Source organism: Enterobacter sp. 302C9, from assembly GCF_034106085.1.
GTDB lineage: Bacteria > Pseudomonadota > Gammaproteobacteria > Enterobacterales > Enterobacteriaceae > Enterobacter > Enterobacter asburiae_B.
The window spans coordinates 56,447-81,227 of record NZ_JAWNBW010000011.1; the positions used below are offsets into that span (position 1 = coordinate 56,447).

23 protein-coding genes and 1 riboswitch are annotated in these 24,781 nt (G+C 54.7%); of the genes, 10 read left to right on the forward strand and 13 right to left on the reverse strand.

Annotated elements, in window-relative coordinates; translation table 11 throughout:
* Positions 1–76 precede the first annotated feature (76 nt).
* On the reverse strand, positions 77–532 hold the full coding sequence (locus UR289_RS17915) for a GNAT family N-acetyltransferase (protein ID WP_320711136.1): 456 nt from the start codon (positions 530–532) through the stop codon (positions 77–79).
* Positions 507–839, reverse strand: a complete 333-nt coding sequence (locus UR289_RS17920) for an RcnB family protein (protein WP_023336316.1) — start codon at positions 837–839, stop codon at positions 507–509. Before UR289_RS17920 ends, UR289_RS17915 begins: the two co-directional genes overlap by 26 nt.
* Before the next feature lie 485 nt (positions 840–1,324).
* On the opposite strand from UR289_RS17920, the gene UR289_RS17925 reads away from it, so the two are divergent.
* The 4 genes from UR289_RS17925 to UR289_RS17940 all read left to right on the forward strand — a co-directional run bounded on the left by UR289_RS17925 (position 1,325) and on the right by UR289_RS17940 (position 5,685).
* Positions 1,325–2,464, forward strand: coding sequence for a polysaccharide export protein (locus tag UR289_RS17925; RefSeq protein WP_033146007.1), 1,140 nt, complete (start codon positions 1,325–1,327; stop codon positions 2,462–2,464).
* Positions 2,464–2,898 (forward strand): protein-tyrosine-phosphatase, encoded by a 435-nt coding sequence (locus UR289_RS17930; RefSeq protein ID WP_033146006.1) that lies wholly within the window; start codon positions 2,464–2,466, stop codon positions 2,896–2,898. Before UR289_RS17925 ends, UR289_RS17930 begins: the two co-directional genes overlap by 1 nt.
* Before the next feature lie 14 nt (positions 2,899–2,912).
* Positions 2,913–5,093, forward strand: coding sequence for a polysaccharide biosynthesis tyrosine autokinase (locus UR289_RS17935; RefSeq protein WP_320711138.1), 2,181 nt, complete (start codon positions 2,913–2,915; stop codon positions 5,091–5,093).
* A gap of 76 nt (positions 5,094–5,169) precedes the next feature.
* A complete protein-coding gene (locus UR289_RS17940; RefSeq protein WP_320711139.1) occupies positions 5,170–5,685 on the forward strand; it encodes a protein disulfide oxidoreductase in 516 nt (171 codons plus the stop codon).
* Between the two features lie 36 nt (positions 5,686–5,721).
* Here the strand turns inward: UR289_RS17940 and UR289_RS17945 are convergent, their stop codons facing one another.
* The 4 genes from UR289_RS17945 to UR289_RS17960 all read right to left on the reverse strand — a co-directional run bounded on the left by UR289_RS17945 (position 5,722) and on the right by UR289_RS17960 (position 10,417).
* Positions 5,722–7,188 carry a pyridoxal phosphate-dependent decarboxylase family protein gene (locus tag UR289_RS17945; protein WP_033146003.1) on the reverse strand — a complete coding sequence of 489 codons (1,467 nt, stop codon included), beginning with the start codon at positions 7,186–7,188 and terminating at the stop codon, positions 5,722–5,724.
* 18 nt (positions 7,189–7,206) lie between these two features.
* Entirely contained in the window at positions 7,207–8,583 is a 1,377-nt protein-coding gene (locus tag UR289_RS17950) for a diaminobutyrate--2-oxoglutarate transaminase (protein WP_014884533.1), read from the reverse strand.
* Positions 8,584–8,896: 313 nt separating this feature from the next.
* On the reverse strand, positions 8,897–9,331 hold the full coding sequence (locus UR289_RS17955; protein ID WP_320711141.1) for a hypothetical protein: 435 nt from the start codon (positions 9,329–9,331) through the stop codon (positions 8,897–8,899).
* A gap of 210 nt (positions 9,332–9,541) precedes the next feature.
* Complete coding sequence (locus UR289_RS17960; RefSeq protein WP_228467094.1) at positions 9,542–10,417, reverse strand: YadA C-terminal domain-containing protein; 876 nt, start codon at positions 10,415–10,417, stop codon at positions 9,542–9,544.
* A gap of 632 nt (positions 10,418–11,049) precedes the next feature.
* Positions 11,050–11,146, forward strand: a riboswitch (TPP riboswitch).
* A gap of 35 nt (positions 11,147–11,181) precedes the next feature.
* On the opposite strand from UR289_RS17960, the gene thiM reads away from it, so the two are divergent.
* Genes thiM through UR289_RS17975 form a run of 3 tightly spaced genes read left to right on the forward strand, consistent with a single transcriptional unit; the run spans position 11,182 to position 13,538 of the window.
* Positions 11,182–11,952 carry a hydroxyethylthiazole kinase gene (gene thiM / locus UR289_RS17965; protein WP_194304620.1) on the forward strand — a complete coding sequence of 257 codons (771 nt, stop codon included), beginning with the start codon at positions 11,182–11,184 and terminating at the stop codon, positions 11,950–11,952.
* Positions 11,949–12,749: a bifunctional hydroxymethylpyrimidine kinase/phosphomethylpyrimidine kinase gene (gene thiD, locus UR289_RS17970; protein WP_112778151.1), complete on the forward strand. Its 801-nt coding sequence runs from the start codon at positions 11,949–11,951 to the stop codon at positions 12,747–12,749. The genes thiM and thiD overlap by 4 nt, the downstream gene beginning before the upstream one ends.
* A gap of 42 nt (positions 12,750–12,791) precedes the next feature.
* Entirely contained in the window at positions 12,792–13,538 is a 747-nt protein-coding gene (locus UR289_RS17975) for a GntR family transcriptional regulator (RefSeq protein WP_033146000.1), read from the forward strand.
* On the opposite strand, the gene UR289_RS17980 is transcribed toward UR289_RS17975, so the two are convergent.
* The 3 genes from UR289_RS17980 to UR289_RS17990 are packed head-to-tail and all read right to left on the reverse strand — an operon-like array spanning position 13,512 to position 16,740.
* On the reverse strand, positions 13,512–14,465 hold the full coding sequence (locus tag UR289_RS17980) for a PfkB family carbohydrate kinase (protein WP_211438266.1): 954 nt from the start codon (positions 14,463–14,465) through the stop codon (positions 13,512–13,514). The genes UR289_RS17975 and UR289_RS17980 overlap by 27 nt on opposite strands.
* On the reverse strand, positions 14,462–15,466 hold the full coding sequence (locus UR289_RS17985; protein ID WP_167819282.1) for an ADP-ribosylglycohydrolase family protein: 1,005 nt from the start codon (positions 15,464–15,466) through the stop codon (positions 14,462–14,464). The genes UR289_RS17980 and UR289_RS17985 overlap by 4 nt, the downstream gene beginning before the upstream one ends.
* Complete coding sequence (locus UR289_RS17990; protein WP_167819281.1) at positions 15,463–16,740, reverse strand: nucleoside permease; 1,278 nt, start codon at positions 16,738–16,740, stop codon at positions 15,463–15,465. Before UR289_RS17990 ends, UR289_RS17985 begins: the two co-directional genes overlap by 4 nt.
* 250 nt (positions 16,741–16,990) lie before the next feature.
* Between UR289_RS17990 and fbaB the strand changes: the two genes are divergently transcribed.
* The gene (gene fbaB / locus UR289_RS17995) at positions 16,991–18,043 is read left to right on the forward strand and encodes a class I fructose-bisphosphate aldolase (RefSeq protein ID WP_320711147.1); all 1,053 of its coding nucleotides are present in this window, start codon (positions 16,991–16,993) and stop codon (positions 18,041–18,043) included.
* 68 nt (positions 18,044–18,111) lie between these two features.
* Here fbaB and yegS read toward each other — a convergent pair whose 3' ends face one another.
* Positions 18,112–19,011, reverse strand: a complete 900-nt coding sequence (yegS, locus tag UR289_RS18000; RefSeq protein WP_320711149.1) for a lipid kinase YegS — start codon at positions 19,009–19,011, stop codon at positions 18,112–18,114.
* A gap of 141 nt (positions 19,012–19,152) precedes the next feature.
* On the opposite strand from yegS, the gene UR289_RS18005 reads away from it, so the two are divergent.
* The gene (locus UR289_RS18005) at positions 19,153–19,653 is read left to right on the forward strand and encodes a DUF523 domain-containing protein (RefSeq protein ID WP_320711150.1); all 501 of its coding nucleotides are present in this window, start codon (positions 19,153–19,155) and stop codon (positions 19,651–19,653) included.
* 161 nt (positions 19,654–19,814) lie between these two features.
* Here the strand turns inward: UR289_RS18005 and yegQ are convergent, their stop codons facing one another.
* On the reverse strand, positions 19,815–21,176 hold the full coding sequence (yegQ, locus tag UR289_RS18010; RefSeq protein WP_023312421.1) for a tRNA 5-hydroxyuridine modification protein YegQ: 1,362 nt from the start codon (positions 21,174–21,176) through the stop codon (positions 19,815–19,817).
* Between the two features lie 419 nt (positions 21,177–21,595).
* Between yegQ and UR289_RS18015 the strand changes: the two genes are divergently transcribed.
* A complete protein-coding gene (locus UR289_RS18015) occupies positions 21,596–22,597 on the forward strand; it encodes a hypothetical protein (protein WP_320711152.1) in 1,002 nt (333 codons plus the stop codon).
* Positions 22,598–22,652: 55 nt separating this feature from the next.
* Here UR289_RS18015 and baeR read toward each other — a convergent pair whose 3' ends face one another.
* Together baeR and baeS are read right to left on the reverse strand one after the other, a co-directional pair.
* On the reverse strand, positions 22,653–23,375 hold the full coding sequence (baeR, locus tag UR289_RS18020; protein WP_023312418.1) for a two-component system response regulator BaeR: 723 nt from the start codon (positions 23,373–23,375) through the stop codon (positions 22,653–22,655).
* Positions 23,372–24,775, reverse strand: a complete 1,404-nt coding sequence (baeS, locus tag UR289_RS18025) for a two-component system sensor histidine kinase BaeS (RefSeq protein WP_023312417.1) — start codon at positions 24,773–24,775, stop codon at positions 23,372–23,374. The genes baeR and baeS overlap by 4 nt, the downstream gene beginning before the upstream one ends.
* Positions 24,776–24,781: the final 6 nt, after the last annotated feature.

Here is a 24,781-nt window from a genome sequence, read left to right on the forward strand (position 1 = left end):
CGGGTGGCGCTTCGCTTACCCGGCCTACAAATGGCACCATCACGTAGGTCGGGTAAGGCGAAGCCGCCACCCGACTTTAACTCAACCGATAGTGCATCAAATAATACTCTCCGTCCGGAGAATTACCCGTCGCCTCTATGTGCCAGCCGTGTCGCTGGTAAAACGCAATAGCCCGCGCATTCTTCACCAGGCACTTAAGTGAACCCGTACTGGTAAACGTCTTCTGTACGTGTTCAAGCAACTCATGCCCGACGCCCAGGCTCTGATACTGCGGATCGACAAACAGGTTGTGCAGGAAATTATCGTTCGTCCAGACGGAGGCAAAACCCAGGCGATGACCGTTCTGAACAGCAACCCAAATCACTTCGTCGCAGGTTGCCGCGTCAAAGTCTTCAAGCTGCCAGTCCGCGCTGTCCAGCCATGGCCAGGCTTCACGCCGGGCGTGGAGGTAGAGCGTGCGCAGGAAAGGGCGGTCGCTTTCCTGCCAGGGGCGAATCAGAATTGAGTTAGCGGTGATAGAAAATATCTCCATTGTAGGCTTTGTAGATCTTGCCATCAGCATCGCCGATCAGTACGTAGTTCTCACCCATGTAGGTCCAGTGGGTTCCGGCATCCGGAGCCGGCAGGTTACGCAGCTGATACTGTTTGATGGTGTACTCCGGCGTTTGGTACTGCGCCGGCGCCGTGTCGCCAATCTTGAATTTCGTAAAGTCAGCGATGAACTCTTGTTCTTCATAGGCCTTGATGCCCGATGGCGCAGCGGCCGTTTGCGGGGCAGCGAATGCGGATCCCGCCAGAGACAGTAATACACCCAGAAGCAGCAATTTACGCTTAGCCATTTTTTCTCCAGTGATATCGTTACAGATACTTTTCGTCTGCAGGTCGTGCAAAGCGGAGCAGACAGTCCATTTTAAGTATCAACGCAGGGTATGTTTGAAAAAAAATGTAACAAAAGTGGACGGTTTTGTGTAGTCAAACTGGATGATGTTTATCATTGTGGTGAATATTTTCTGTGTTATGTATTTTTAATATTTATTATTTCATTCATTAATTCTGAAAATAACTTTCTAAGTCAAAATTGGACTTCTATACGAATGCTTTCTCACTCAACAAGATTTAATATCGTCGTCGGGTGAAACGTACTCACTTACTTTTTAGAAGACTGAGTATTCTCATTGTTTTTACTAGAGAGCTGATGGGTTGCGGTTAATTATGCCATAAACTCATACTGATGAAAATAAATAATTAAATTTCATGGTGTTAGCTCGAATCTCTTTGCAGGTTTAACAATAAACATAACGTTAAAAAACTAATATTTATATAAATGAAAAATATAACTGCATTTTCTCTTTTATTTCTTACTGTTAGTCAGTTGGCAGGGTGTGTTTTTTCCTCAGGTCAGAACTTAAGCGTATCCGGGAAAAAAGTCATTTCTGTGGAAGAGAACAATTATCAGCTTGATAAGCGCGTGGAGATTTTTCCACTGACGCCGGGATTAATTGAAAAACTACTTCCGACCGTGTCGAAATCTCAGGCAAATCCTAATCTGGATGAGCAGATCAAAAACTGGGAATACCGTATTGGCACAGGCGACATCCTGACGGTCACCGTCTGGGATCACCCTGAATTAACGACGCCCGCGGGACAATATCGTAGTGCGAGCGATGCCGGCAACTGGGTCAACGCCGATGGTACGCTCTTTTATCCCTACGTCGGTAAGCTGCGGGTGGCGGGAAAAACGGTTTCACAGGTACGTGAAGAGATTACATCTCGACTGGATAAAGTCATTGAGAGCCCGCAGGTGGACGTCAGCGTTGCCGCCTTCCGTTCCCAAAAAGCCTATGTCACCGGAGAGGTCGAAAAATCAGGCCAGCAACCCATAACCAATATTCCGCTGACGGTGATGGATGCGGTTAACGCCGCTGGCGGTCTTTCTGCGGATGCCGACTGGCGTAACGTCGTGCTGACGCATGATGGCAAGGACTCCCGCCTTTCGCTCTATGCACTGATGCAGCATGGCGATTTGATGCAAAATAAGCTGCTTTATTCGGGCGATATCCTGTTTATTCCCCGAAACGACGCGCTGAAAGTGTTCGTGATGGGCGAGGTGGTTAAACAGAGCACGCTTAAGATGGATCGTAGCGGCATGACGCTGGCCGAAGCCCTGGGCAATGCCGGGGGGCTTAACCAAAATATGGCTGATGCAACCGGCATTTTTGTTATCAGGCAGGTAACGGAAAAAGGCGACACGGGAAAAATTGCCAACATCTATCAACTCAATGCGGAAGATGCCTCTGCCATGGTGCTGGGTACGGAATTCCAGCTGGAACCGTATGACATTGTCTACGTCACCACGGCACCGTTATCACGCTGGAATCGCGTGATCTCCCAGCTGGTGCCTACCATCAGCGGCGTCCATGACCTGACCGAAACCGTTCGTTACATCAGATCGTGGCCGCAGTAATGTTCCAGTCAATCTTAGTGGTCTGCACCGGCAATATTTGCCGTTCACCGATTGGTGAGCGGCTGTTGCGACAGCAATTACCCGGCAAGCAGGTGAACTCGGCAGGTATTTTGGGGCTTGAGGGGCATCCGGCGGATGCGGCTGCGCAGGCTGTGGCCCGGCGTCATGGCGTTTCGCTGGAGGGGCATATTGCCCGCAAGGTGACGCGTAACCTGTTGCAACAAGCCGATTTGATCCTGGTGATGGGGCCGGAACACCTCCGTTTCATTGCCACAATGGCCCCGGAGAACCGGGGAAAATCGCTGCTCTTTGGACAATGGCTGGACATCAGGGACATTCCCGACCCTTACAACAAAAGTCGTGAAGCCTATGAATATGTTTTCGAGCAATTGGGAAAAGCCAGTCAGGAATGGGCTCGTCGTTTGAGTCAATAAGGAATGATGCCGTTATGTCGTCTTCTAAATCAGAGAAATATAAGGCTGCGACACCGCAGAATAATGAGATCGATCTTCTTCAGTTGCTTGCTGAGATGTTTGATCACCGGGTGACGATCGCGTGTGCCACGCTCCTGCTCACGGTATGTGCGGGGATATATGCGTTCAGCGCCACGCCAGTTTATCAGGCTGATGCCCTGATACAGGTTGAAGCGAAGCAGAATAACTCACTGCTCAAGAACCTGACTCCGTTCGGGCCCGATCTCTCACCTGACGTCGCGCCGGAACTTTTACTCCTTAAATCACGGATGATCCTGGGAGAAACCATCGATCAATTAGGGTTGACGTACTACGTCAGGCGGCGCGTGTTTCCCGTCATCGGGCCTTTGTTAGAATACGTGCAGGGACGTAAATCCGCTGAAATAACGATTGGCGCGCTGACTATTCCCATTCTGGAAGGTAAGCCACAAACGCTTTTACTCACCGTACAGGAAAAAGGGCGGTATCATCTTGAGGGAAAAACGCTTCAAGCAGACGGCATCGTGGGGAAAACGCTGCTTAAAAATGGATTATCGCTTCTGGTGACATCCCTCAGCGCAGAACCAGGCACCCAATTTACCCTCGAAACCGTCTCAAGGCTTGACGCCATCAACGCCATTCAGAACAGGCTTACGGTTGTTGAGTCGGCGAAACAAAGCGGTATGATCTCATTAACGTTAATGGGTGAAGACCCCGCCAGGATCGCCACGGTACTTAATACCATTACTGAAAATTTTCTCAGCCAGAATATTGCGCGCCAGGAAGCGAAAGATTCCCGCAGCCTCACGTTCTTACAGGAGCAATTACCTAAGATCAGCCGGGAGCTGGATGAAGCCGAAGCGAGACTGAATGCCTACAGAGAGCAACGCGATTCTGTCGACTTATCTCTGGAGGCTAAGTCAGTGCTTGATCAGGTGGTTAACGTGGAAAACCAGCTTAACGAGCTGACGTTTCGCGAAGCAGAAGTTTCCCAGCTTTTCAAAAAAGACCATCCCACCTACCGTGCCTTGCGGGAGAAGAAACAAACGCTTGAGCGGGAGCGTGCGCGCCTGAACAATCGCGTCTCATCCATGCCTTCCACGCAGCAGGAAATCTTACGCCTGAGTCGTGACGTTGAATCCGGGCGTACCATATATCTGCAGCTGCTGACGCGTCAGCAAGAGCTGAGTATCTCGCGCTCCAGCGCTATCGGGAACGTGCGGATCATTGACCCGGCCGTTACGAAGCCAGATCCGATCAAACCGCACAAAGCACTCATTATCGTACTGGGCATGCTGATCGGGTTGATGCTCTCTGCCGGCATGGTTTTAATGCGCTCAGCCTTTAATCGGGGCATTACCTCGTCTGAACAACTGGAAGTGCAGGGGATACCGCTTCTGGCGACGCTTCCGCGCTCGGTGTGGCTCTGGAAAAAAACGCACCTGCGCAGGAAAACCCTGTTTGCTTCCCGATGGAAGCACAGGACGTCGAATGTTCCTTTTTTGCCCGTTGACCGCCCGGCAGATATGTTTGTCGAGGCAGTGCGCGGGCTGCGCACCAGTCTGCATTTTACCATGATGGATGCTACAAACCGGATCGTCGTGGTGTCTGGCCCCACGCAGGACTGCGGAAAGACGCTGGTCAGTACTTCACTGGCGTCGATTGCCGCTCAGGCCGGACAGCGAGTGCTGTTTATTGACGCTGATATGCGCAAGGGATATGTCCACAATGTTTTCCAACTGCACAATCATCGGGGATTATCCTGCGTACTCGGTGGAGCCGCTGAGTGGCAGGAGGCGGTTCAACGCGTTGAAAAAGGCGGTTTTGATGTATTGACCTGCGGACCCCAACCTTCACATCCCGTTGAGCTGCTCATGAGTGAACGCTTCCAGGCCGTAATGTCGCAGATAGACAAACTGTATGACATCGTGATTGTCGACACCCCACCCGTGCTTGCCGTAACGGATGCCTTGCTGATAGCCAGAGCAGCGGCTACCACGCTTCTGGTCGCCCGCTTTGGTAAAACCAGCGTCAAGGAGATCGAGAACTGCCTGAAACGTCTGCAGCAGATGGGTGTGCAGGTGAATGGCGCGATCCTCAATGATATCGTGAAATCGGCTGCGCTCTATTACAACTCGGGATATAGCCATTACGACTACGGTTATACCCAGGAATAAACCTGACGCGACATTTCTTTACAGCGTGATGGCGTATTGCCCGTTAAGATGACCTTCGTTAAAACATGAGGTCACAATGGATAACCGCAAAATCAGTCGACTGCGCCGCTGGGTGCGGGAAGGGATCATATTCGTTCTGCTGACGCTGGCCGTAGTGTGGGGTGTTGATCGGTACCGAAAACCGACACTCCCCGCCAGTTTTAGTGCAACACCGATGCAGAGCATCGACGGCAATATTCACGATATCGCGGCGCTGAGCCAGGAACGCCCGCTGCTGATTTACGTCTGGGCCACCTGGTGCAGTATATGCCGTTACACGACGCCTTCGGCCAATAAACTGGCGAAAGAGGGGGGCAACGTCGTAAGCATTGCCATGCGTTCCGGCGATAACGCAAAGCTTGCGCGCTGGGTTGAAAAGAAACAGCTGAAAATGCCGGTGATCAACGATGAAAACGGTGCGTTGTCGCAGCAGTGGCAGGTGAGCGTAACGCCGACGCTGGTCATTGTGTCGAAGGGTAATGTGGTCAGCACCACGACGGGCTGGACGAGTTACTGGGGATTAAAATTAAGGATGTGGTGGGCAGGCGTATAAAAATAACCCCTCTCCCGGCGGAAGAGGGGTGTTGTATTACTTAGCCAGAACTTCCTGCGCGGTGCGCTCAACCAGAGACAGCAGGATTTTAATATCTTCCAGCGTCACGGTTGGGTTCAGCAGCGTCAGCTTCAGGCAGGTGACGCCGTTGTGCTCGGTCACACCAACGTTCGCACGGCCGGATTCCAGCAGCGCATCACCAATTTTCTGGTTCAGCAGGGCGATGCCCGCGTCATCCATCTGCACCTTTCCGCGGAAGCGGAACAGAACGCTTGCCAGCTGTGGCTGCATAACCAGTTCCAGAGCAGGCTGCTCTTTCACGTAGGCTGCAACCTGCTGCGCCAGGGTCACGCCGTGGTCGATGATCGCCGCGTATTGCTCCTGACCCAGCGCTTCCAGGCTCATCCACAGCTTCAGCGCGTCAAAACGACGGGTGGTCTGCAGAGATTTGGACACCAGGTTAGGCACGCCGGCTTCTTCGTCGAACTCGGAGTTCAGGTAGGCCGCCTGATAGCGCATCAGCTCATAGTGACGCGCTTCTTTCAGCAGGAACGCGCCGCAGCTGATGGTCTGGAAGAACTGCTTGTGGAAGTCCAGGGTGACGGAATCCACCAGCTCGATGCCGTCCAGGTAGTGACGATACTGCTCAGACATCAGCAGCGCGCCGCCCCAGGCCGCATCAACGTGTACCCAGATGTTCTGCTTCGCGGCCAGCTCTGCAATCGCACGCAGCGGGTCGATAGCACCGGCATCGGTGGTACCTGCCGTTGCGACGATCGCCAGAATCTGCTCGCCGTTCGCGTTGCACTGTTCGATTTTCACCGCCAGATCGGTCAGATCCATGCGGGAGAATTCGTCCGTTTTCACCTGCACGACGGACTGGTAGCCGAGACCCATCAGCGCCATGTTTTTCTGCACGGAGAAGTGTGCGTTTTCAGAGCACAGTACGCGAATTTTGCGCAAATCGCCGACCAGGCCGTCCTGCTGAACGGAGTGACCCTGACGCGCGAAGAACGCATCGCGAGCCAGCATCAGGCCCATCAGGTTGCTCTGGGTGCCGCCGCTGGTGAAGACACCTGCGTCGCCGGCCTGATAACCCACGCGGGTACGCAGCCACTCGATCAGCTTGATCTCGATAATGGTTGCGGACGGGCTTTGATCCCAGGAGTCCATACTCTGGTTAGTGGCGTTGATCAGTACTTCCGCCGCCTGGCTTACGACCAGGCTTGGGCAGTGCAGGTGCGCCACACACTGCGGGTGATGAACGGACAAGCTGTCTTTCAGGAAGAACTCCACGGCGCGTTCAATCGCCGCTTCGTTGCCCAGCCCTTTCGGGTTGAAATCCAGCTTAATACGGTCGCGCAGCTCTGCGACCGTTTTGCCCTGGTACATCTCAGGCTGTTTCAGCCACTGCATCACAGCCTGAGTGCTTTGTTCGATCGCCTGCTGGTAAGCTTCAATGCTCTGCGCAGAGGAGAACAAAATTGGGTTTGAATCAGACATCGTAATCAATAACTCCGGTTACGCCGGGCGAACGCCCGCAGCAAGCAGTGCCTGCTCAAATTTATCCAGGAAGATTTTCAGCTCTTCGTCGCTGATCAGCAGAGACGGCAGCAGACGCAGAACGATACCGTTACGGCCACCGCGCTCCAGAATCAGACCGGCTTCGAAGCACTTCTTCTGAATCAGTGCAGACAGCTCGCCGTCGCCCGGGAAGCAGCCCATGTGGTCAGCGGCTTCGTGTGGCTTAACGATCTCAATACCGATCATCATGCCCAGACCGCGCACGTGGCCGATAACAGGATAGCGTTTCGCCATCTCTTTCAGCTGGCCTTTCAGCCATTCGCCCTGAGCGGCAACTTTGCCCGCGATGTTCTGATCTTTCAGGATTTTCAGCGTCGTCAGACCGGTTGCCATCGCCAGCTGGTTACCGCGGAAGGTACCGGTGTGGTGGCCTGGCGCCCATGCGTCGAACTGCTTTTTGATACCGAGCACGGCCAGCGGCAGACCGCCACCTACGGCTTTAGACATCACGATAATGTCTGGCTCAATGCCTGCGTGTTCGAAGGCGAAGAATTTACCGGTACGGGCAAAGCCAGCCTGAACTTCGTCGAGGATCAGCAGAATGCCGTGTTCCTGAGTCACTTTACGGATGCGCTGCAGCCACTCAGCCGGAGCCGGGTTCACGCCGCCTTCGCCCTGAACGGCTTCCAGAATCACCGCAGCAGGTTTACGCACGCCGCTTTCAACGTCGTTGATCAGGTTATCGAAGTAGTACGTCAGCGCTTTCACGCCCGCTTCACCACCGATACCCAGCGGGCAACGGTACTCGTGCGGGTAAGGCATGAACTGCACTTCTGGCATCATACCGTCAACCGCTTCTTTCGGAGACAGGTTGCCGGTCACGGACAGCGCGCCGTGGGTCATACCGTGGTAACCACCAGAGAAGCTGATGATACCGCTACGACCGGTCACTTTTTTCGCCAGCTTCAGCGCCGCTTCAACGGCGTCAGCACCGGATGGACCGGTGAACTGCAGGCAGTACTCTTTGCCCTGACCAGGCAGCAGAGAGAGCAGGTATTCAGAAAACGCGTCTTTCAGAGGCGTAGTCAGATCCAGGGTATGTAACGGCAAGCCGCTGGTAATGACATTTTGGATGCTTTTCAGCACATCAGGATGGTTATGGCCAAGCGCAAGGGTCCCCGCGCCTGCTAAACAGTCAAGGTATTCTTTATTATCTGCATCGGTGATCCACACGCCTTCTGCTTTAGTAATGGCTAAAGGCAGTTTGCGCGGATAACTCCTGACGTTAGATTCAAACTCGGCCTGACGGGCCAGATAGGTTTCGTTGCTTTTGTGGGCATCTACGGTGTCAATACGGACTTTATCCGTCATCATATCACTCCTACAACCGCCGCTTCGTTATGAGCCACGATTGAATAAAAAGTTAAAAAACAGATGGGGGCCTGAAAAAAACGCCGCCAATATAGAGCCTTTTGCCACGGGGCTCAATGGTTAATTTGTTTACTGTTTTGTGACATGGCACTCAGGGGAGGGGATATCCCCTTTTTAAGAAAGAAAATTGCACTTTATGGTAAAGAAAAACAGACTGTTACGTGTGTTCTGCCCTGACTGTAAATTCATAAAAAAGAGTGTGACAAATCGTGCCATTCGCTGACCGAAAAGGAGGCAGACTGCCTCCTTGTTCGCTTTATTTCTGCGACACCTGCAAAATGCCGTGGTTACGCCCCGTCGTCTTATTCCAGGACGCCGCCGTAATGCCGTTCTCATCAAGGCTTAGCGATATAACAAAACCATTACCGTGAATCTCATAGAAATGAGCATTCAGACGTTTCACGGTGGCCTTTTGGCCGTTAATGGTGGCGTTAAAAAAGCCATTTGAAATCGTGGCGTTAACCGCATCCGATGTAAAAGTGGCTTCACGCAAAGGGTCGTGGCCCGCAGCAGTTGTGTGCTGCGCCGCATTTTGGGCTTTTGTTTTGTGGATATCACAAGAGCCGTCATTCGCGTTCATCTCAGTACATCCTGAACGCTCTAATTGAGCACGATAGTGCGCGTTAATCGCATGAGCCGGTGTTGTCGCTACCGTTAACATCAGTGCAATCCATATTAATTGAGTTTTCATGGCTAAACTTTTCTCCACCTTATAAAACGCACAGATAATAGGAGACGTACATCATGCCGATCCAAATACCGACGCCAATGAGCATCAGATACAGGGTCGCTGAAATAATGATATGTCTGAGCATGTTTTTTCTGTCATCGCTATTCTTGCCGGAGGCAAGCAGGTTATTAACGTAATGGCGTAAGTTAATAATGCTTAAGTTGTATTTCGTTAAAAGCCCATTCCGACGCCAACTGACGCTCCCATATTATTGGCGGTATCATCAGAGAAGCTCACTTTCGCGATCACATGTGAACTAAAGTTAACGGATGCCCCAACGGCAAGGGCGCTTTCACTATTGTATGTGGCTCCGCCAGCAGAGAACATAACATGCTGATTCGTTTGTACCTGCGGTAATCCTGCCATCGCCATGGCACCTGAAATGCCGGCATTAGCTTGCTTCTTATTATTATCTACTTCATCGTGCAGTGATTTAAATTGCTGGTTGGTATTATTATTCATTGCCTGTAACGTCTGTTTCGTTGCCAGCAGATCCTGTGCGGTGGCGGTAACTGCCTGGGTATTATTAGCCACTTTAGTTTGTGTTGCTGCGTCTACCTGCATGTGCGTCACGGTGGTCGTCACGCCATCTTTACCATCTACGCCGTTAGTGGGTTTAGGAGCACTTTCCAGGCTATCAAGACGGTTATCTTGCACTTTGTTAACGTTTTCCATATTGATAATTTCTGTGCCGTTCGTCATGACGCCCTGTAAAGCCGCATCGCTTTTTTGATTGGCGGTATCTGCAAGCGCGCCAGCAAGCAAGGCTTTTTGGTAAGCGTCATTTGTGGCTTGCTCAATAACCAAAACACCTAATTTAGTGGATTGAAGGTCGCTATCCACCTGCGTTAAGCGATTTTCAGTTGAGAGATCGCGAGCAATGCTATCGACCCTGTTTTGCGTAATTTGGTCTTGATGGTCATTCACAATATCTGTGATTGATGCGTCATCCCAAACGGCAGCAGCAGCGTTGGTAATATTCATGGCGCTACCGGCGACCACCCCAAATATAAAAACAGAAATAACAGATTTATTGAAAATTTTCATTCGAAGGACTCACATCATTAACGTATTAAAAAACAAAATTAATCAGAACAGTTTTGGCTTTAGTGCCATGTGGATATCTGTATTTCCGTATGTCAAAACAGAATATTCAATGCCCGGACCTTTTTTAGTGGCGTGAATAAACTATCGATTAAACCCAAATTGATGATTTTGATCTAAATCATAAATGATATGAATAAATGAAAGGGCAGGGTGCGGTATCGAGGAGGTTTATTTAATGTATACATTAACTTATGGATTATGCGATAAATCAAGGGAAGCGTTAAGCTATTGATCAAAGTACAAATGTTTAATAGAATCAAATAAATTAATACTGTCTTATTCTTTCATGCGAAAGAAGTTTATCTATCTTATAAAAGCGGAATGAGCACGTAATAAAAAATAAAAATAATAGTCTCAGCAAAAGTACGTAATAAAGTTTTTCAATAACGCATTAACAATTACTGAACCAGAATTAACTAAAGCGTAATAAATGTTGGCAAATGACGGGAAAGAGCGCCTGGAGATTTCCGCTGTGACAAACGGTGTGATAAATCGAAACTCCTTGCGCCTGGCCTGGGGGCGCGGTTACACTACATAACGTTAATGAGTTTTATAACTCACTGTTTTAAAAGTATTTTGACTCGGGGTGCCCTTCTTTGTGAAGGCTGAGAAATACCCGTATTACCTGATCTGGATAATGCCAGCGTAGGGAAGTCAGATGCCTTCCCGGTCATCGCTTCTTCACGCAAGGCAGGAGCGAACCCATGCAGCCTGACCAGCTCGATTTAAACGTTTTACACCACTTCCGAACCCGTTCTCCGCTGACCCACTGTATGACTAACGATGTCGTACAGACCTTTACGGCCAACGTTTTGCTGGCGCTTGGCGCATCACCCGCGATGGTGATTGAGGCCGAAGAGGCTGAACAGTTTGCCGGCATCGCCGATGCGCTGCTGATTAACGTTGGCACGCTGACCTCACCGCGTGCCCAGTCGATGCGTCGGGCAATAGAAAGCGCGGTGGCGGCAGGCAAGCCCTGGACGCTGGACCCGGTTGCCGCGGGTGCCCTGACGTTCCGCACCCGCTTTTGCCATCAAATCCTTGCCCTGAAACCGGCCGCCATTCGCGGCAATGCCTCCGAGATTCTGGCCCTTGCCGGAATGAGCGCGGGCGGGCGCGGCGTCGATACAACCGATACCGCAGCCAGCGCGGTGCCCGCTGCACAGGCGCTGGCGCGCCAGACCAATGCCGTTGTGGTCGTCACCGGTGAGGTGGATTACATCACTGACGGGCAACGCACCCGCACGGTAACGGGCGGCGATCCGTTGATGACGCGCGTAGTGGGAACGGGATGCGCGCTTTCTGCCGTTGTGGCGGCGAGCTGCTCGCTGCCGGGCGACCGGATGGATAACGTCGCTGCCGCCTGCGGATGGATGAAGCGGGCCGGAACGGTGGCCGTTGCGCAGTCACGTGGGCCTGGCAGTTTTGCCAGCGCGTTTTTGGATGCGCTCTATACGCTGGAGGAGCAGGCATGAAGCGGATTAACGCCCTGACCATTGCCGGCACCGATCCCAGCGGCGGCGCGGGTATCCAGGCCGATCTCAAAACCTTCTCGGCCCTTGGCGCGTACGGCTGCTCGGTCATTACCGCGCTGGTGGCGCAAAACACGCGCGGCGTGCAGTCGGTCTATCGTATCGAGCCGGATTTTGTTGCCGCGCAGCTGGATTCAGTGTTCAGCGATGTGCGCATCGATACCACCAAGATCGGCATGCTGGCCGAGACGGATATTGTGGAGGCGGTGGCCGAGCGGCTTAAACGCTATCAGGTGCAAAACGTGGTGCTGGATACCGTCATGCTGGCAAAAAGCGGCGACCCGCTGCTCTCCGCCTCCGCCGTCGAGACACTGCGCAATAAGCTGTTGCCGCAGGTGGCGCTGATCACGCCCAATCTGCCGGAAGCCGCCGCGCTGCTGGGCACATCGCATGCGCAAACTGAACGCGAGATGAAAGCGCAGGGAAACGCGCTGCTGGCGATGGGCTGCGGGGCGGTTCTGATGAAGGGCGGTCATCTGGATGATGCTGAAAGCCCGGACTGGCTCTTTACCCGCGACGGCGAAGTACGTTTTACCGCGCCGCGCGTGCAGACCAAAAACACCCACGGCACGGGCTGCACGCTCTCCGCCGCGCTGGCGGCACTGCGCCCGCGGCATGAAGGCTGGGCCGATACGGTGTGCGAAGCGAAAACCTGGCTCTCGGCGGCGCTGGCAAAAGCCGATACTCTGGAAGTGGGTCACGGTATTGGGCCGGTTCATCATTTTCATGCATGGTGGTAACCCAGTATACTGGCAGGAAACACCACGCCTGAGAAAACAGAGATGGAACAAGCGCATACCCGGTTAATCGCTCAACTGAATGAACGGATCGCCGCGCCTGACAACACGCCGCTGTACCTGAAATTTGCCGAAACGGTAAAAAACGCGGTGCGCAGCGGGGTGCTGGAGCACGGGAATATTTTGCCCGGCGAGCGCGATCTGAGCCAGTTAACCGGTGTGTCGCGCATCACCGTACGAAAGGCGATGCAGGCGCTGGAGGAAGAGGGCGTAGTTACGCGCTCTCGTGGCTACGGCACGCAAATCAACAATATCTTTGAATATTCGCTGAAAGAGGCGCGCGGTTTTTCCCAGCAGGTAGTGCTGCGCGGCCAAAAGCCTAATACGCTATGGGTCAACAAGCGGGTGGTGAAATGCCCGGAAGAGGTCGCAAACCATCTGTCGGTCCCTCCGGACAGCGAGGTCTTTTTGCTCAAGCGCATTCGCTATGTGGATGACGATGCGGTGTCGATTGAAGAGTCCTGGGTGCCGGTTGGCCTCATTCCCGATCCGGATGCGATTGGCATTTCGCTGTATGACTACTTCCGCAGTCAGAATATTTTCCCGCAGCGCACCCGTTCACGGGTTAGCGCCCGCATGCCGGACAGCGAGTTTCAGGCGCACATTAAGATGGACGAAAAAATACCGGTGCTGGTGATCAAGCAGGTCGCGCTTGACCAACAGCACCGGCCGATTGAGTACAGCATCAGCTACTGTCGCAGCGATCTATACGTCTTTGTGTGCGAGGAGTAGCGCCTCGCGAGTAGGGGCGCAGTCCCCGCCGCGGTGGCTGACTACCCAGGACGCCACGGCATTCCCCAGCAGAACGGCGTCTGCCAGCGACCATCCCGCCGCCAGCCCGGCAAGCGTGCCGCCCGCGTGGCTGTCGCCAGCGCCAATGGTGTCCACAACCGTCGCCGGGAACGCCGGAACAACGCCCGCATCGTCGCCGTCATACCACGCGGCACCGTCTTTATCATGACGCACAATCAGCGCGGCGCCGAAGCGCTGCTGCCACTCCGCACCCAGGTTTTCAGCCGCTACGCCCAGTCGTTCGGCTGCGATCTCTGCTTCCTGACGATTAAGCGACACGATCGGCCTGCAGGCCATAATCCGCGCCATCAGCGCGTCGGGAATATCCGCGATGCGGGGGCCGAAATCGATAAATGCCGTCACGTCCTGTAATCCCTCCAGCCAGCGCGTCAGCAGCTCGCCGCACGGTGAGGCCAGCTGATAGCCGGATAAATAGACCAGGCTGTTCGACGGGATGTTAAGCACATCAAGCCAGCGCTGCTGCCACTGGTTCTCCACGCCGCTAAAGGACATAAAGGTGCGCTCGCCGTCTGGCTCCACCAGCGCCAGGCACCAGCCGTTGTCGCCGGTTTCGGCCTCGATGGCGCTGTGCAGATCCTGCTTCGCCATCGCGTTGCGGATAATATCCGCCCAGACGCCGTGGCCGACGGGCAGGGCGTTTTGCGACGCAATGCCGAGCCGTTTCAGGGCGATGGCAATGTTCAGCGCGCAGCCGCCGATATTCACGCCCTGCTGTTTGAGTTCGATATCGCACCCGCGCCAGGGCAGGGCGTAGGCGTCGGCGATGACGTCAATCACCGCCGCGCCCAGCACCGTCACCGGCCGCGCGGCGTGCAGAGTGTCGAGACGTTGGGCAAACGAATTCATACGCCCTCCCTTTGCTCCCGGTAGTGCAGCAGTTTCGCGCAATAGTGGCCGAAATCGAGCCGGTTAACGGCGTCGAGCTCGGCCTTCAGCGCCGGGTCAATGGCCTGGACGCCGTGGAGCGCGCCGCAGATGGCCGTCGCCATCGCGCCAATGGTGTCGGTGTCGCCGCCCAGATTGGCGCATAAAACCGCGCAGCGGTTCGGGTCGGTTCCCGCCAGTTCGACCATCGCAATGGCCGCCGGAACGGACTCAATGGTGCTGGTTCCGGCCCCCACGAGCTGGTACACCTGCTCGCTGGCGGACTCAACCCCGTTGGCTTCCCGCACGGTCTTAAGCGCCAGCTCAATACGTGCCGCCAGCGATGCGCTGAAGGTGGTGGTTTTCGCCTCCTGCGCATAGCGGGCGATACCCGGCAGCGCATCGACGATGTTCTGCCAGCTTTCGCCGTCGATAGCGCGGGAAACCGCCCAGGCAATCACCACCGCGCCGGCAATGGCGAGGTCGGATTTATGGGTCGGGCTGGAGGCCAGCGCTACCTGCTCAACAAAGTGTTCCAGACGCGTGGCCGGAAGCAGGCAGCCCAGCGGGGAGGCGCGCATCGCCGCCCCGTTAGTCACGCCGTTGTTGTCCAGTTCGCTAACCGGCTTGCCGTCGCGAATCGCGTTAAGCGCGATTTTGGAGGTCGGGCCGAGCACGTTCTTATTAAACGCGTCGAAATCGAGCGCCCAGCGCAGAATATGCTTGCCGATAACGTCCGCGTTAATCTCCCCGTCGCACTCGATGAGCGCGTCCGCCAGGCACAGCGCCATTGAGGTATCGTCGGTGAACTCTGCCTGTTTGAAATAGCAGGCCGCATTGTTCTCTGCCGGGCCGGGTAAAAAACGGTCGATCCAGCCGAAGTGCGCCTTGACGCGCTTTCTCGGCCACAGCTCCGACGGCATACCCATCGCATCCCCTAACGCCTGCCCGTAAAGGGCACCGAGAATACGTTCTTGTTTCATTTAACTTCCCCTTGTGTCAGCGCGGCATCGCCATCAACCACCGCAATGGCGGCGATCTCTTTATCCGATTCGCGGAAAAACAGCATAAACAGCACGGCAATCACGGCAATCATGATTGCACCAAACGTCCACATTCCGGCCCAGTTGAAGGTCAGCCCATTCACCGGCTCTTTGTATGCGAACATTTTTTCCATCATCACGCCGCCCAGGCGGTAACCCAGCAGGCTCCCAAAGCCCTGACAGCACAGCGTAATCAGGCCCTGCGCGGCGGTGCGCATGTGCACCGGCGCTTTTTTGTCCACGTAGATGTACGCGGTGACGTAATAGAAGTCGTAGCTCACGCCGTGCAGCAGAATGCCGAGGAACAGCAGGGCGTAGGTAAAGTACTGTTCCGCTCCGCCGTAAACAAAGAACCCGTAGCGGATGGCGGCGGTAATCAGGCCCAGCAGTAAGACCTTCTTAATACCAAAGCGTTTGGTAAAGAACGGCAGGGCGAGCATAAAGAAGATTTCGGAGAACTGGCCGAGCGTCATCCAGCCGGTGGCGTTTTTCATCCCCACTTCGGTGAGATAGCCGTTGGCGAAGATGTAATAGAAGGCCAGCGGCATGGCGAACAGGAACGAGCAGAAGAAGAATACCAGGAAGTTTCTGTCGCGCAGCAGGATTAACGCGTCCAGCCCGAGCATCACTTTGAAATCCAGCTTGCCGGTACTTTTCGGCGGCGTATTCGGCAGGAACAGGGCAAATACGCCGAGCAGGGCGGAGCTGGCTGACGTCATCAGCAGCGGGATATTGGTATCGGAAATATCGCTGTAGCCCAGCATCTGCGGCAGGAATCCGCACGCCAGCCCGGAGGCGATCCAGCCGATGGTACCCATCACGCGGATGCGCGGGAAATCGGCCTCAACGTCGTCCACGTTGGCAAAGGCGATACTGTTGGTCAGCGCGATGGTCGGCATATAGGTCAGGGAGTAAACCAGCAGCAGCGGGAAGAAGGTGCTGAACTGGGTTTGCTGCGCGGCGAAGTACATCAGAATGGCTCCGGCGAACATCAGCACTGACAGCACTTTCTGCGCGGCGAAGAAGCGGTCCGTCAGCGAGCCGACCAGAATCGGGGAGAGGATCGCGGCAATAGCGGTACAGGCGTAAGACCAGCCGATTTCCCCGGCGGTAAAACCGCTTTTGCTTAGCCACAGCCACAGCGGCACAAACCACGCGCCCCAGATAAACCATTCAACAAACATCATGAATGACAGTTGGACTTTCGTTTTCATTTTTTAATCCTGCATGTCAGAGAGGGTACGCCTTTAACATACCACTCAATAATACCTTTTAAATACCTTTGTGGCGATTGTTTGATCAATGTAACAGTTTTGTTGTACACGAATCGAGCCAGCAGATTGTGCTGAAAAAAAAAGCAAAGAGTGGAAAATCTGTTAAGTCGGTACCAGGCTTAGTCTGCCCATAAAAGATGGGACTGGATAAACACACACCGACACGACGTCGGACTTACGGGAGTATCACATGACTGATATTGCGCAGTTGCTTGGCAAAGACGCCGACAGCCTTTTACAGCATCGTTGTATGACCATTCCAGCCGACCAGCTGTATCTGCCTTGTCACGACTACGTTGACCGCGTGATGATCGATAACAACCGTCCGCCTGCGGTCCTGCGAAATATGCAGACGCTCTACAACACCGGGCGGCTCGGCGGCACCGGGTATCTCTCTATTCTGCCGGTGGACCAGGGCGTGGAACACTCTGCGGGCGCCTCTTTTGCGGCGAACCCGCTCTACTTCGATCCGAAGAACATTGTTGAGCTGGCGATTGAAGCGGGCTGTAACTGCGTGGCGTCCACCTACGGCGTGCTGGCCTCGGTTTCGCGTCGCTATGCCCACCGCATTCCGTTCCTTGTGAAGCTGAACCATAACGAAACTCTTAGCTACCCAACCGAATATGACCAGACCCTCTACGCCAGCGTCGAGCAGGCGTTCAACATGGGCGCGGTGGCGGTAGGGGCGACGATTTACTTCGGCTCCGAACAGTCCCGTCGTCAGATTGAAGAGATCTCCGCGGCGTTTGAGCGCGCGCACGAGCTGGGCATGGTCACCGTACTGTGGGCATATCTGCGCAACAACGCGTTCAAGAAAGACGGCGTGGATTACCACGTGTCGGCCGACCTGACCGGGCAGGCGAACCACCTGGCGGCGACCATCGGCGCGGATATCGTGAAGCAGAAAATGGCCGAGAATAACGGCGGCTACAAAGCGGTGAACTTTGGCTACACCGACGATCGCGTTTACAGCAAGCTGACCAGCGATAACCCGATCGACCTCGTGCGCTACCAGCTGGCGAACTGCTACATGGGCCGCGCGGGGCTGATCAACTCCGGCGGCGCGGCGGGCGGTGATACCGATCTGTCAGACGCGGTGCGTACGGCGGTGATCAACAAACGCGCGGGCGGCATGGGGCTGATCCTTGGCCGCAAGGCGTTTAAGAAATCGATGGCCGACGGCGTGAAGCTGATCAATGCGGTTCAGGACGTCTATCTGGACAGCAAAGTCACGATTGCCTGACGGCTCCATCTCCCTCTCCCCGGTGGGAGAGGGTTGGGTGAGGGCATCATTGCTCACCGTGTGATACATCAGCGCAAAAGCACGCAGTCCGGCGGTAGCCGGCACTGCAGCGCGCCGGGCAACACCTCAATGCGGAACTGCGTTCCGCTCAGCGGCTCTCCGTCGAGGTTAAAGGTCATCCCGTGCGGCGCATTCACTTCAAACCACGCCGATTTCCCGGCGATGATATTTGGACTCTCTTCCGGCTGCGTCAGCGTGGTAAACAGCGCGGGCAGCAGGCCGTCGCCCGTGAAAATACGCAGCTGGAGCTGACCGTCATTAATCAGCGCCTCCGGGCAGAGCTGCTGTCCGCCGCCCGCCTGACGCCCGTTGCCAATCCCAATCACCAGCGCATCACCCTGCCACTGAAAATCCTCGCCGCGAATTTCGCAGCGGTCAGGCTTGAGGGTGTCCATGCGCATCAGGCCGTGGATCAGGTACGACACGCCGCCCAGCGCCGCCTTCAGCTTTTCCGGCGTTTCGCTGGTGATGCGCGTGCCAAACCCGCCCGTCGCCATATTGATAAAGCAGGTTTTATCATTCACCTGCGCAATATCCACAGCGGTGGCCTTGCCGAGGATCGCCAGCTGGAGCGCTTTCTCCAGCTCCTCCGGGATCCCTGCGCTGGTGGCAAAATCATTGGCGGTGCCGAGCGGTAAAATACCCATCACCGGCCGGTTTGCCGGGGGCAGGTCGATGAGCGCTGACGCAATCTCATTGATGGTGCCATCGCCGCCGCCGGAAATGATGGTGTTGACGCCAAGCCCGAGGGCTTCATTGATATAGCGTGCCGCGTCGCCTTTTTCCCACGTCACCCTGACGTGAATGCGCGCGCCGTCGTCACGCAAACCCTGAATTGCCTGACGCAACAGATCGTTGCCCGCGCTTTTGCCATTGAGAATCAATAAACTGTCTGGATAGGTTGCCATCCGCGCTGCTCCCTTTTTTAGCGTTAGTAAGAGTGTATAGCAGAGAGGAAAAAAGCGGGTAAGAACAGGATGAAAGGAACAAAATATGCCCGAAAGCGCGTTACACTCCAGCGATGATAGTAACGTAATCACAGGAAAGTGATGATGAATAAAATTTTGGTAAGCGCGTGCCTGATGGGCTTTAAGGTTCGTTATAACGGAAGTGAAAAAGCGCGAATGAACGAGCTGCTCGCTCGCTGGCAGCAGGAACAACGTCTGGTTATCCACTGCCCTGAACTTGCGGCCGGGATGCCTGTACCTCGTCCTCCGGCAGAGATTATGTCCGCTGATGGCAAAGACGTAATGCACGGGCAAGCCAGAATTACTGAAAATACAGGGCAGGATGTGACTGAGCAGTATCAGCTTGCAGCCTGGCTCGCGCTACGCGCTGCTCAGGAGTCGGGGTGTAGCGCAGCGCTATTAACCGATGGCAGCCCCACGTGCGGCAGTCAGTTTATTTATGACGGATCTTTTCGCGGGATCCATAAAGCGGGGAGGGGTGTGGCTGCATCGTTGCTCGCAGAGCATGGGATAGCCGTGTTCTCTGAGGGGCAAATCGACGAGCTTATTGCCTGGATTGAGGAGAGAGAAGGCAAAAAATAAGCCCGCGTAAGGGAGATTACGCAGGCTAAGGAGGTGGTTCCTGGTACAGCTAGCATTTATGGGTTATGTTTTTCAGCGGGGGGATAATACCCGTATTGAACGAAGCGGTATGTGATCCGATTCTAAGAATTATCCCAGCGCGAAAAAATTTCCCTGATTAACTATTTGCCGTGTGGGTTTCGGGTGCTTTCACCGTTGAAGTTACGCATCAATAGCGCAAACTTCAGCTCCACCTCTTCCGGAACCGGCAGCCAGACGGTATGACCATCACCCGGCGCCACGTCAATCGCTTCGCCTTTGCCGTTTTCCAGATGTTCCAGCGTAAAGTTCATGTTGCCCTGCGGGGTCATCAGCTCCAGGCTGTCGCCTTTGGTGAATTTGTTTTTCACCGCGACGGCCGCCAGCGCGCCTTTGCGCTCGCCGGTGAAGTCGCCGACAAACTGCTGGCGCTCGGAAACGGAGTAGCCGTGCTCGTAGTTCTGGTAGTCATCGTGAGTATGACGACGCAGGAAGCCCTCGGTATAGCCGCGGTGCGCCAGGCCTTCCAGGGTTTCCAGCAGGCTGGTATCGAACGGTTTACCGGCCGCCGCATCGTCGATGGCTTTGCGGTACACCTGTGCGGTACGCGCGCAGTAGTAATAGGATTTGGTGCGGCCTTCGATCTTCAGGGAGTGCACGCCCATCTGCGTCAGACGCTCGACGTGGGCGATGGCGCGCAGATCTTTCGAGTTCATGATGTAGGTGCCGTGCTCGTCTTCAAAGGCGGTCATGTACTCGCCCGGACGTTTGGCTTCTTCAATCATAAACACGCTGTCGGTTGGCGCGCCGATGCCCAGCGTCGGCTCAACGTTGGTTACCGGAATAGGCTCGTGCTTGTGCACGATATTACCGACGTCATCCTCTTTGCCCTCCTGGACGTTATATTCCCAGCGGCAGGCGTTGGTGCAGGTGCCCTGGTTCGGGTCGCGCTTGTTGATATAGCCGGAGAGCAGGCAGCGGCCGGAGTAGGCCATGCACAGCGCGCCGTGAACGAAGATTTCGATTTCCATATCCGGCACCTGGGTGCGGATCTCTTCGATCTCTTCCAAAGAAAGCTCGCGGGACAGGATGACGCGGGTCAGCCCCATCTGCTTCCAGAATTTCACCGTTGCCCAGTTGACGGCGTTAGCCTGTACGGAGAGGTGAATATCCATCTCCGGGAAATTCTCCCGAACCAGCATGATTAAACCCGGGTCCGACATGATCAGCGCGTCCGGCCCCATATCCACCACCGGCTTCAGGTCACGGATGAACGTTTTCAGCTTGGCGTTGTGCGGCGCGATGTTCACGACCACGTAGAATTTTTTGCCCAGGGCATGCGCTTCGTTGATGCCGAGCTGCAGGTTCTCGTGGTTGAATTCGTTGTTGCGCACGCGCAGCGAGTAGCGCGGCTGGCCCGCATAAACGGCGTCGGCACCATAGGCGAAAGCGTAACGCATATTTTGCAGCGTTCCCGCCGGGGAAAGGAGTTCCGGTTTAAACATGTTTGTTCTCGTTCTGATGACAGGTCAGATCCGCGTGCACCAGGTGCAGCGGTAAGGGGAGATCCCCCACTTTAAGGGCGGGCATTGTAGCGCCGCGGGGCAAGGAGGTAAAGCGTCGAGTCGTATCACCGCCCATCCGGCGTGTACGCATATTTTTAGGTATTGTCTTTACCATCTGGCTTGAAAGACCGAGGCAATGCCGTTTCCCGCTTTCAGTACAAGCGTGGACTGAACGTCATTGCTTTTGCTTAATTCGAATCAACCAGATACAGGAAAACTAACTGATATTGAGATCGTGTATAACTTTTGAGCGTCATCAAGTCGTCTGTTCAGGAACCTATCTGAATACGTAGCTTGATTAATGAAGAGAAAAAGACGGAATCTGTTTATGAACCGTTACCATTTGTCAGGGGAAGAGTATGGCGAGGCTGGATTTCTGTGAACTTGCTTCTGCAAGCGCAGATACTGCAGATAGCGACCAATTTGAGAAGTTCGCAAAAATATTCATGGAAAAAATTTTGGGAGGGATTGTAACTAAAGGCCCAAGCCGGGGAGCGGATGGTGGCATAGATATACGGGTTGAGTTTGATATTGCCGGATGTCGAATTGCCAAACTTGTTAGCTGCAAACACTACGCTCCTTCTAAAAAGTCCGTTGGTCGCAGTGATGAAGAGGACATTCAGGACAGACTTGCTGAATTTGAATGTGATGAGTTTGTTGGATTTTATTCCACCATTGCATCGTCCGGACTTGAGCAAAAACTGGAGCGACTGAAAGCTAAAAAAGGGATTTTGTACCAGATTTATAATTCAGAGGATATTGAAACCTTATTACTGGAAAATCATGCGGGCTTTCAGTTAGCAAAGCGTTTTTTTCCTCGTTCAGTACAAAATATATTACCACAATTTATTGCTCTACTGCCCACCTTCACATCCTGTGACGCAGTGCGTCATTCTTCAGGTTGGATAGTCCCGGATGTTTATAGTGACTACGAGCCACGGGTCTACGCCTGTAATGCTAATTTAGCTGCACAGTATGCAAATGAGAAGGCGATGAATGATATCCATGAACCTATGTTCTTGCAGGCATGGAAAGATGCCGTCCATATGTTTTCAGATTATTTCATTATCCCTGCTGCCGGTATTAACAGTGTAAGCAATATTAATGAATTACCACCGGACTGGGATACTTCAGACGATATAATAAATTTATCCGCCGGGAAACGATGGGCACTTTTGGCTATCTGGAGTTTTTTTGATGATAAAAGGGTTAATGCTATTTTGAAGAAAATGCATAAACATCCTTCTCAGCAAGATTTGAACGTTATTAGCTTCGCTTTCCTGGCGATGATAACTGGCACCGAGCGTCGCGATGTATTAGCGCGACTTTTTGCTTATGCTACACCTTTTCGTTCCTGGTAAGGCCACAGTTTTAATGTCTGGAGTCTCTGCCCCGCAGTGCTGCGGGGCAATATTCTCACATTATCCTGCACGCATCCGCTTCCCAGCGATACCCCACGCCGTACACCGCGCGGATAAACGACTGCTCGGCGTCCAGCGCCTCCAGCTTGCGGCGCAGGTTTTTGATGTGGCTGTCGATGGTGCGGTCGGTCACGACGCGGTAATCGTCATACAGGTGGTTCAGCAGCTGTTCGCGGGAGAACACTTTTCCCGGCTCGTGGGAGAGGGTTTTCAGCAGGCGGAACTCCGCAGGCGTCAGGTCCAGCAGCTTGCTGCGCCAGCTCGCCTGAAAGCGACTTTCGTCGACAATCAGCGGGCTTTCGGCATCGAGCACCTGAAGCTCGCGCTGCGGCCTGCAGCGGCGCAGAATGGTTTTCACGCGGGCGACCACTTCACGCGGGCTGTAGGGCTTGCAGATGTAATCGTCCGCGCCAATTTCGAGCCCCAGCAGGCGGTCAATCTCTTCAATTTTGGCGGTGACCATGACGATCGGCACGTCGGAGAAGCGACGAATTTCCCGGCACAGGGTCAGACCGTCAACGCCCGGCAGCATCAAATCCAGCAGGATCAGATCCGGCGGGGTCTGGCGCACGTATGGCAGCACCTGGTCGCCGTGGCTTATCAGCGATGGAGCGTAGCTGGCCGCACGTAAATAGTCGATCAGCAGCTGCCCAAGCTTCGGCTCGTCTTCCACAATCAAAATGCGCGGCGTGTTTTCGTCAATCGGTAACTCGGTCATACTTCTCTCGATAAATCCCGTTCCAGAGGTAACTCTACTGTAATGCTAACCCCGCCAAAAGGCGAATGGGCGGCGCGGATCGTGCCATTATGCGCCTCGACGATGTTAACGCAAATCGCCAGCCCCAGTCCGGAACCGCCGCTGGCGCGGTTACGGGAGCCTTCGGTACGGTAGAAACGTTCAAACAGTTTTTCCAGCTGCGCGTCCTGCACGCCGGGGGCGGAGTCCGCGAAGGTGAGGGCAAAGCGCCCGTTTTCCTGCCTGCCGGAGATGTGCAGCCCGCCGCCGCTGTCGGTGTAGCGCAGGCTGTTTTCCAGCAGGTTATTGAACAGCTGCATCAGCCGGTCTTTGTCGCCAAACACCACCGCGCTGTCCGGCAGGGAGAGATCGATTTTCAGGTTGCGGCTGGCAAACCGCTCGCGGAAGGCGCCGCTGATCACTTCCAGAATGTTAATCACGTCCACCGGCGCCTTCTGGTAGGCCAGCGCGCCTTCATCGGACATGGAGAGCTGGTGGAGATCGTCCACCAGCTTGGTGAGCGTGCCCACCTCCGCCTGCAGAGAGGCCACCGATTCAGGCGTAAACTGGCGCACGCCGTCCTGGATGGCCTCCAGCTCGCCGCGCAGCACCGCCAGCGGCGTGCGCAGCTCGTGGGAAATATCGGCCATAAAGTCGCGGCGCATCTGCTGGTTCTTCTCCAGCGTGCTGGCAAGCTGGTTAAAATCCTGCGCCAGCTTGCCCAGTTCGTCCTGGCTGCGGGTATCGACGCGGGTGGTAAAATCCCCGGCGGCCAGCTTGTGCGTGCCTTCCACCAGTCTTTTCACCGGGGCGAGCAGACCGCGCGCCAGCGGGAAGGTGGCGAGCGCGGCGAGCAGGGTGGAGAGGGCGACAATCAGCCAGCTTGTCCGGCGCTGCTGACGGTCAAAGTTGATGTCGGTGTTGCGCGTCAGGCGCTCCACCGGAGAGGCGATAACCCAGCCGACCGTCGCGTTGTTGACTTTGATCGCCCGACGGGTGCCGTCCGGCGGTATCGGCGCGCGCGGACCCACCAGCGTGCGCATGTCCTGGTCAATCACCCAGAACTGGGTGCGCCAGCCGTGCGGCGGCATGCCCGGCCCCGGGCGATCGTCACCGGTATCGTGCTCCAGCGAGCGCAGGATCTGGAAAATAAAGCGGTCGTTATTGCGCAGAAAACGCCAGTTGCCGTGCTGGGCATACTGTTCACTCAGCGCATCGCTTAAGCCCTGTAAACGCTGTTCATTGCCATGCTTGATGTAATCAATAAAACCGCGCTCAAAGCTGATCCGCACCGCCCAGTGCATGGTGATCAGCAGGACGATACAGGTGGCAAATATCGCCACGAAGAGCTTGCCGGTAATGCCCGGACGCCAGAATTTCATGAGCCA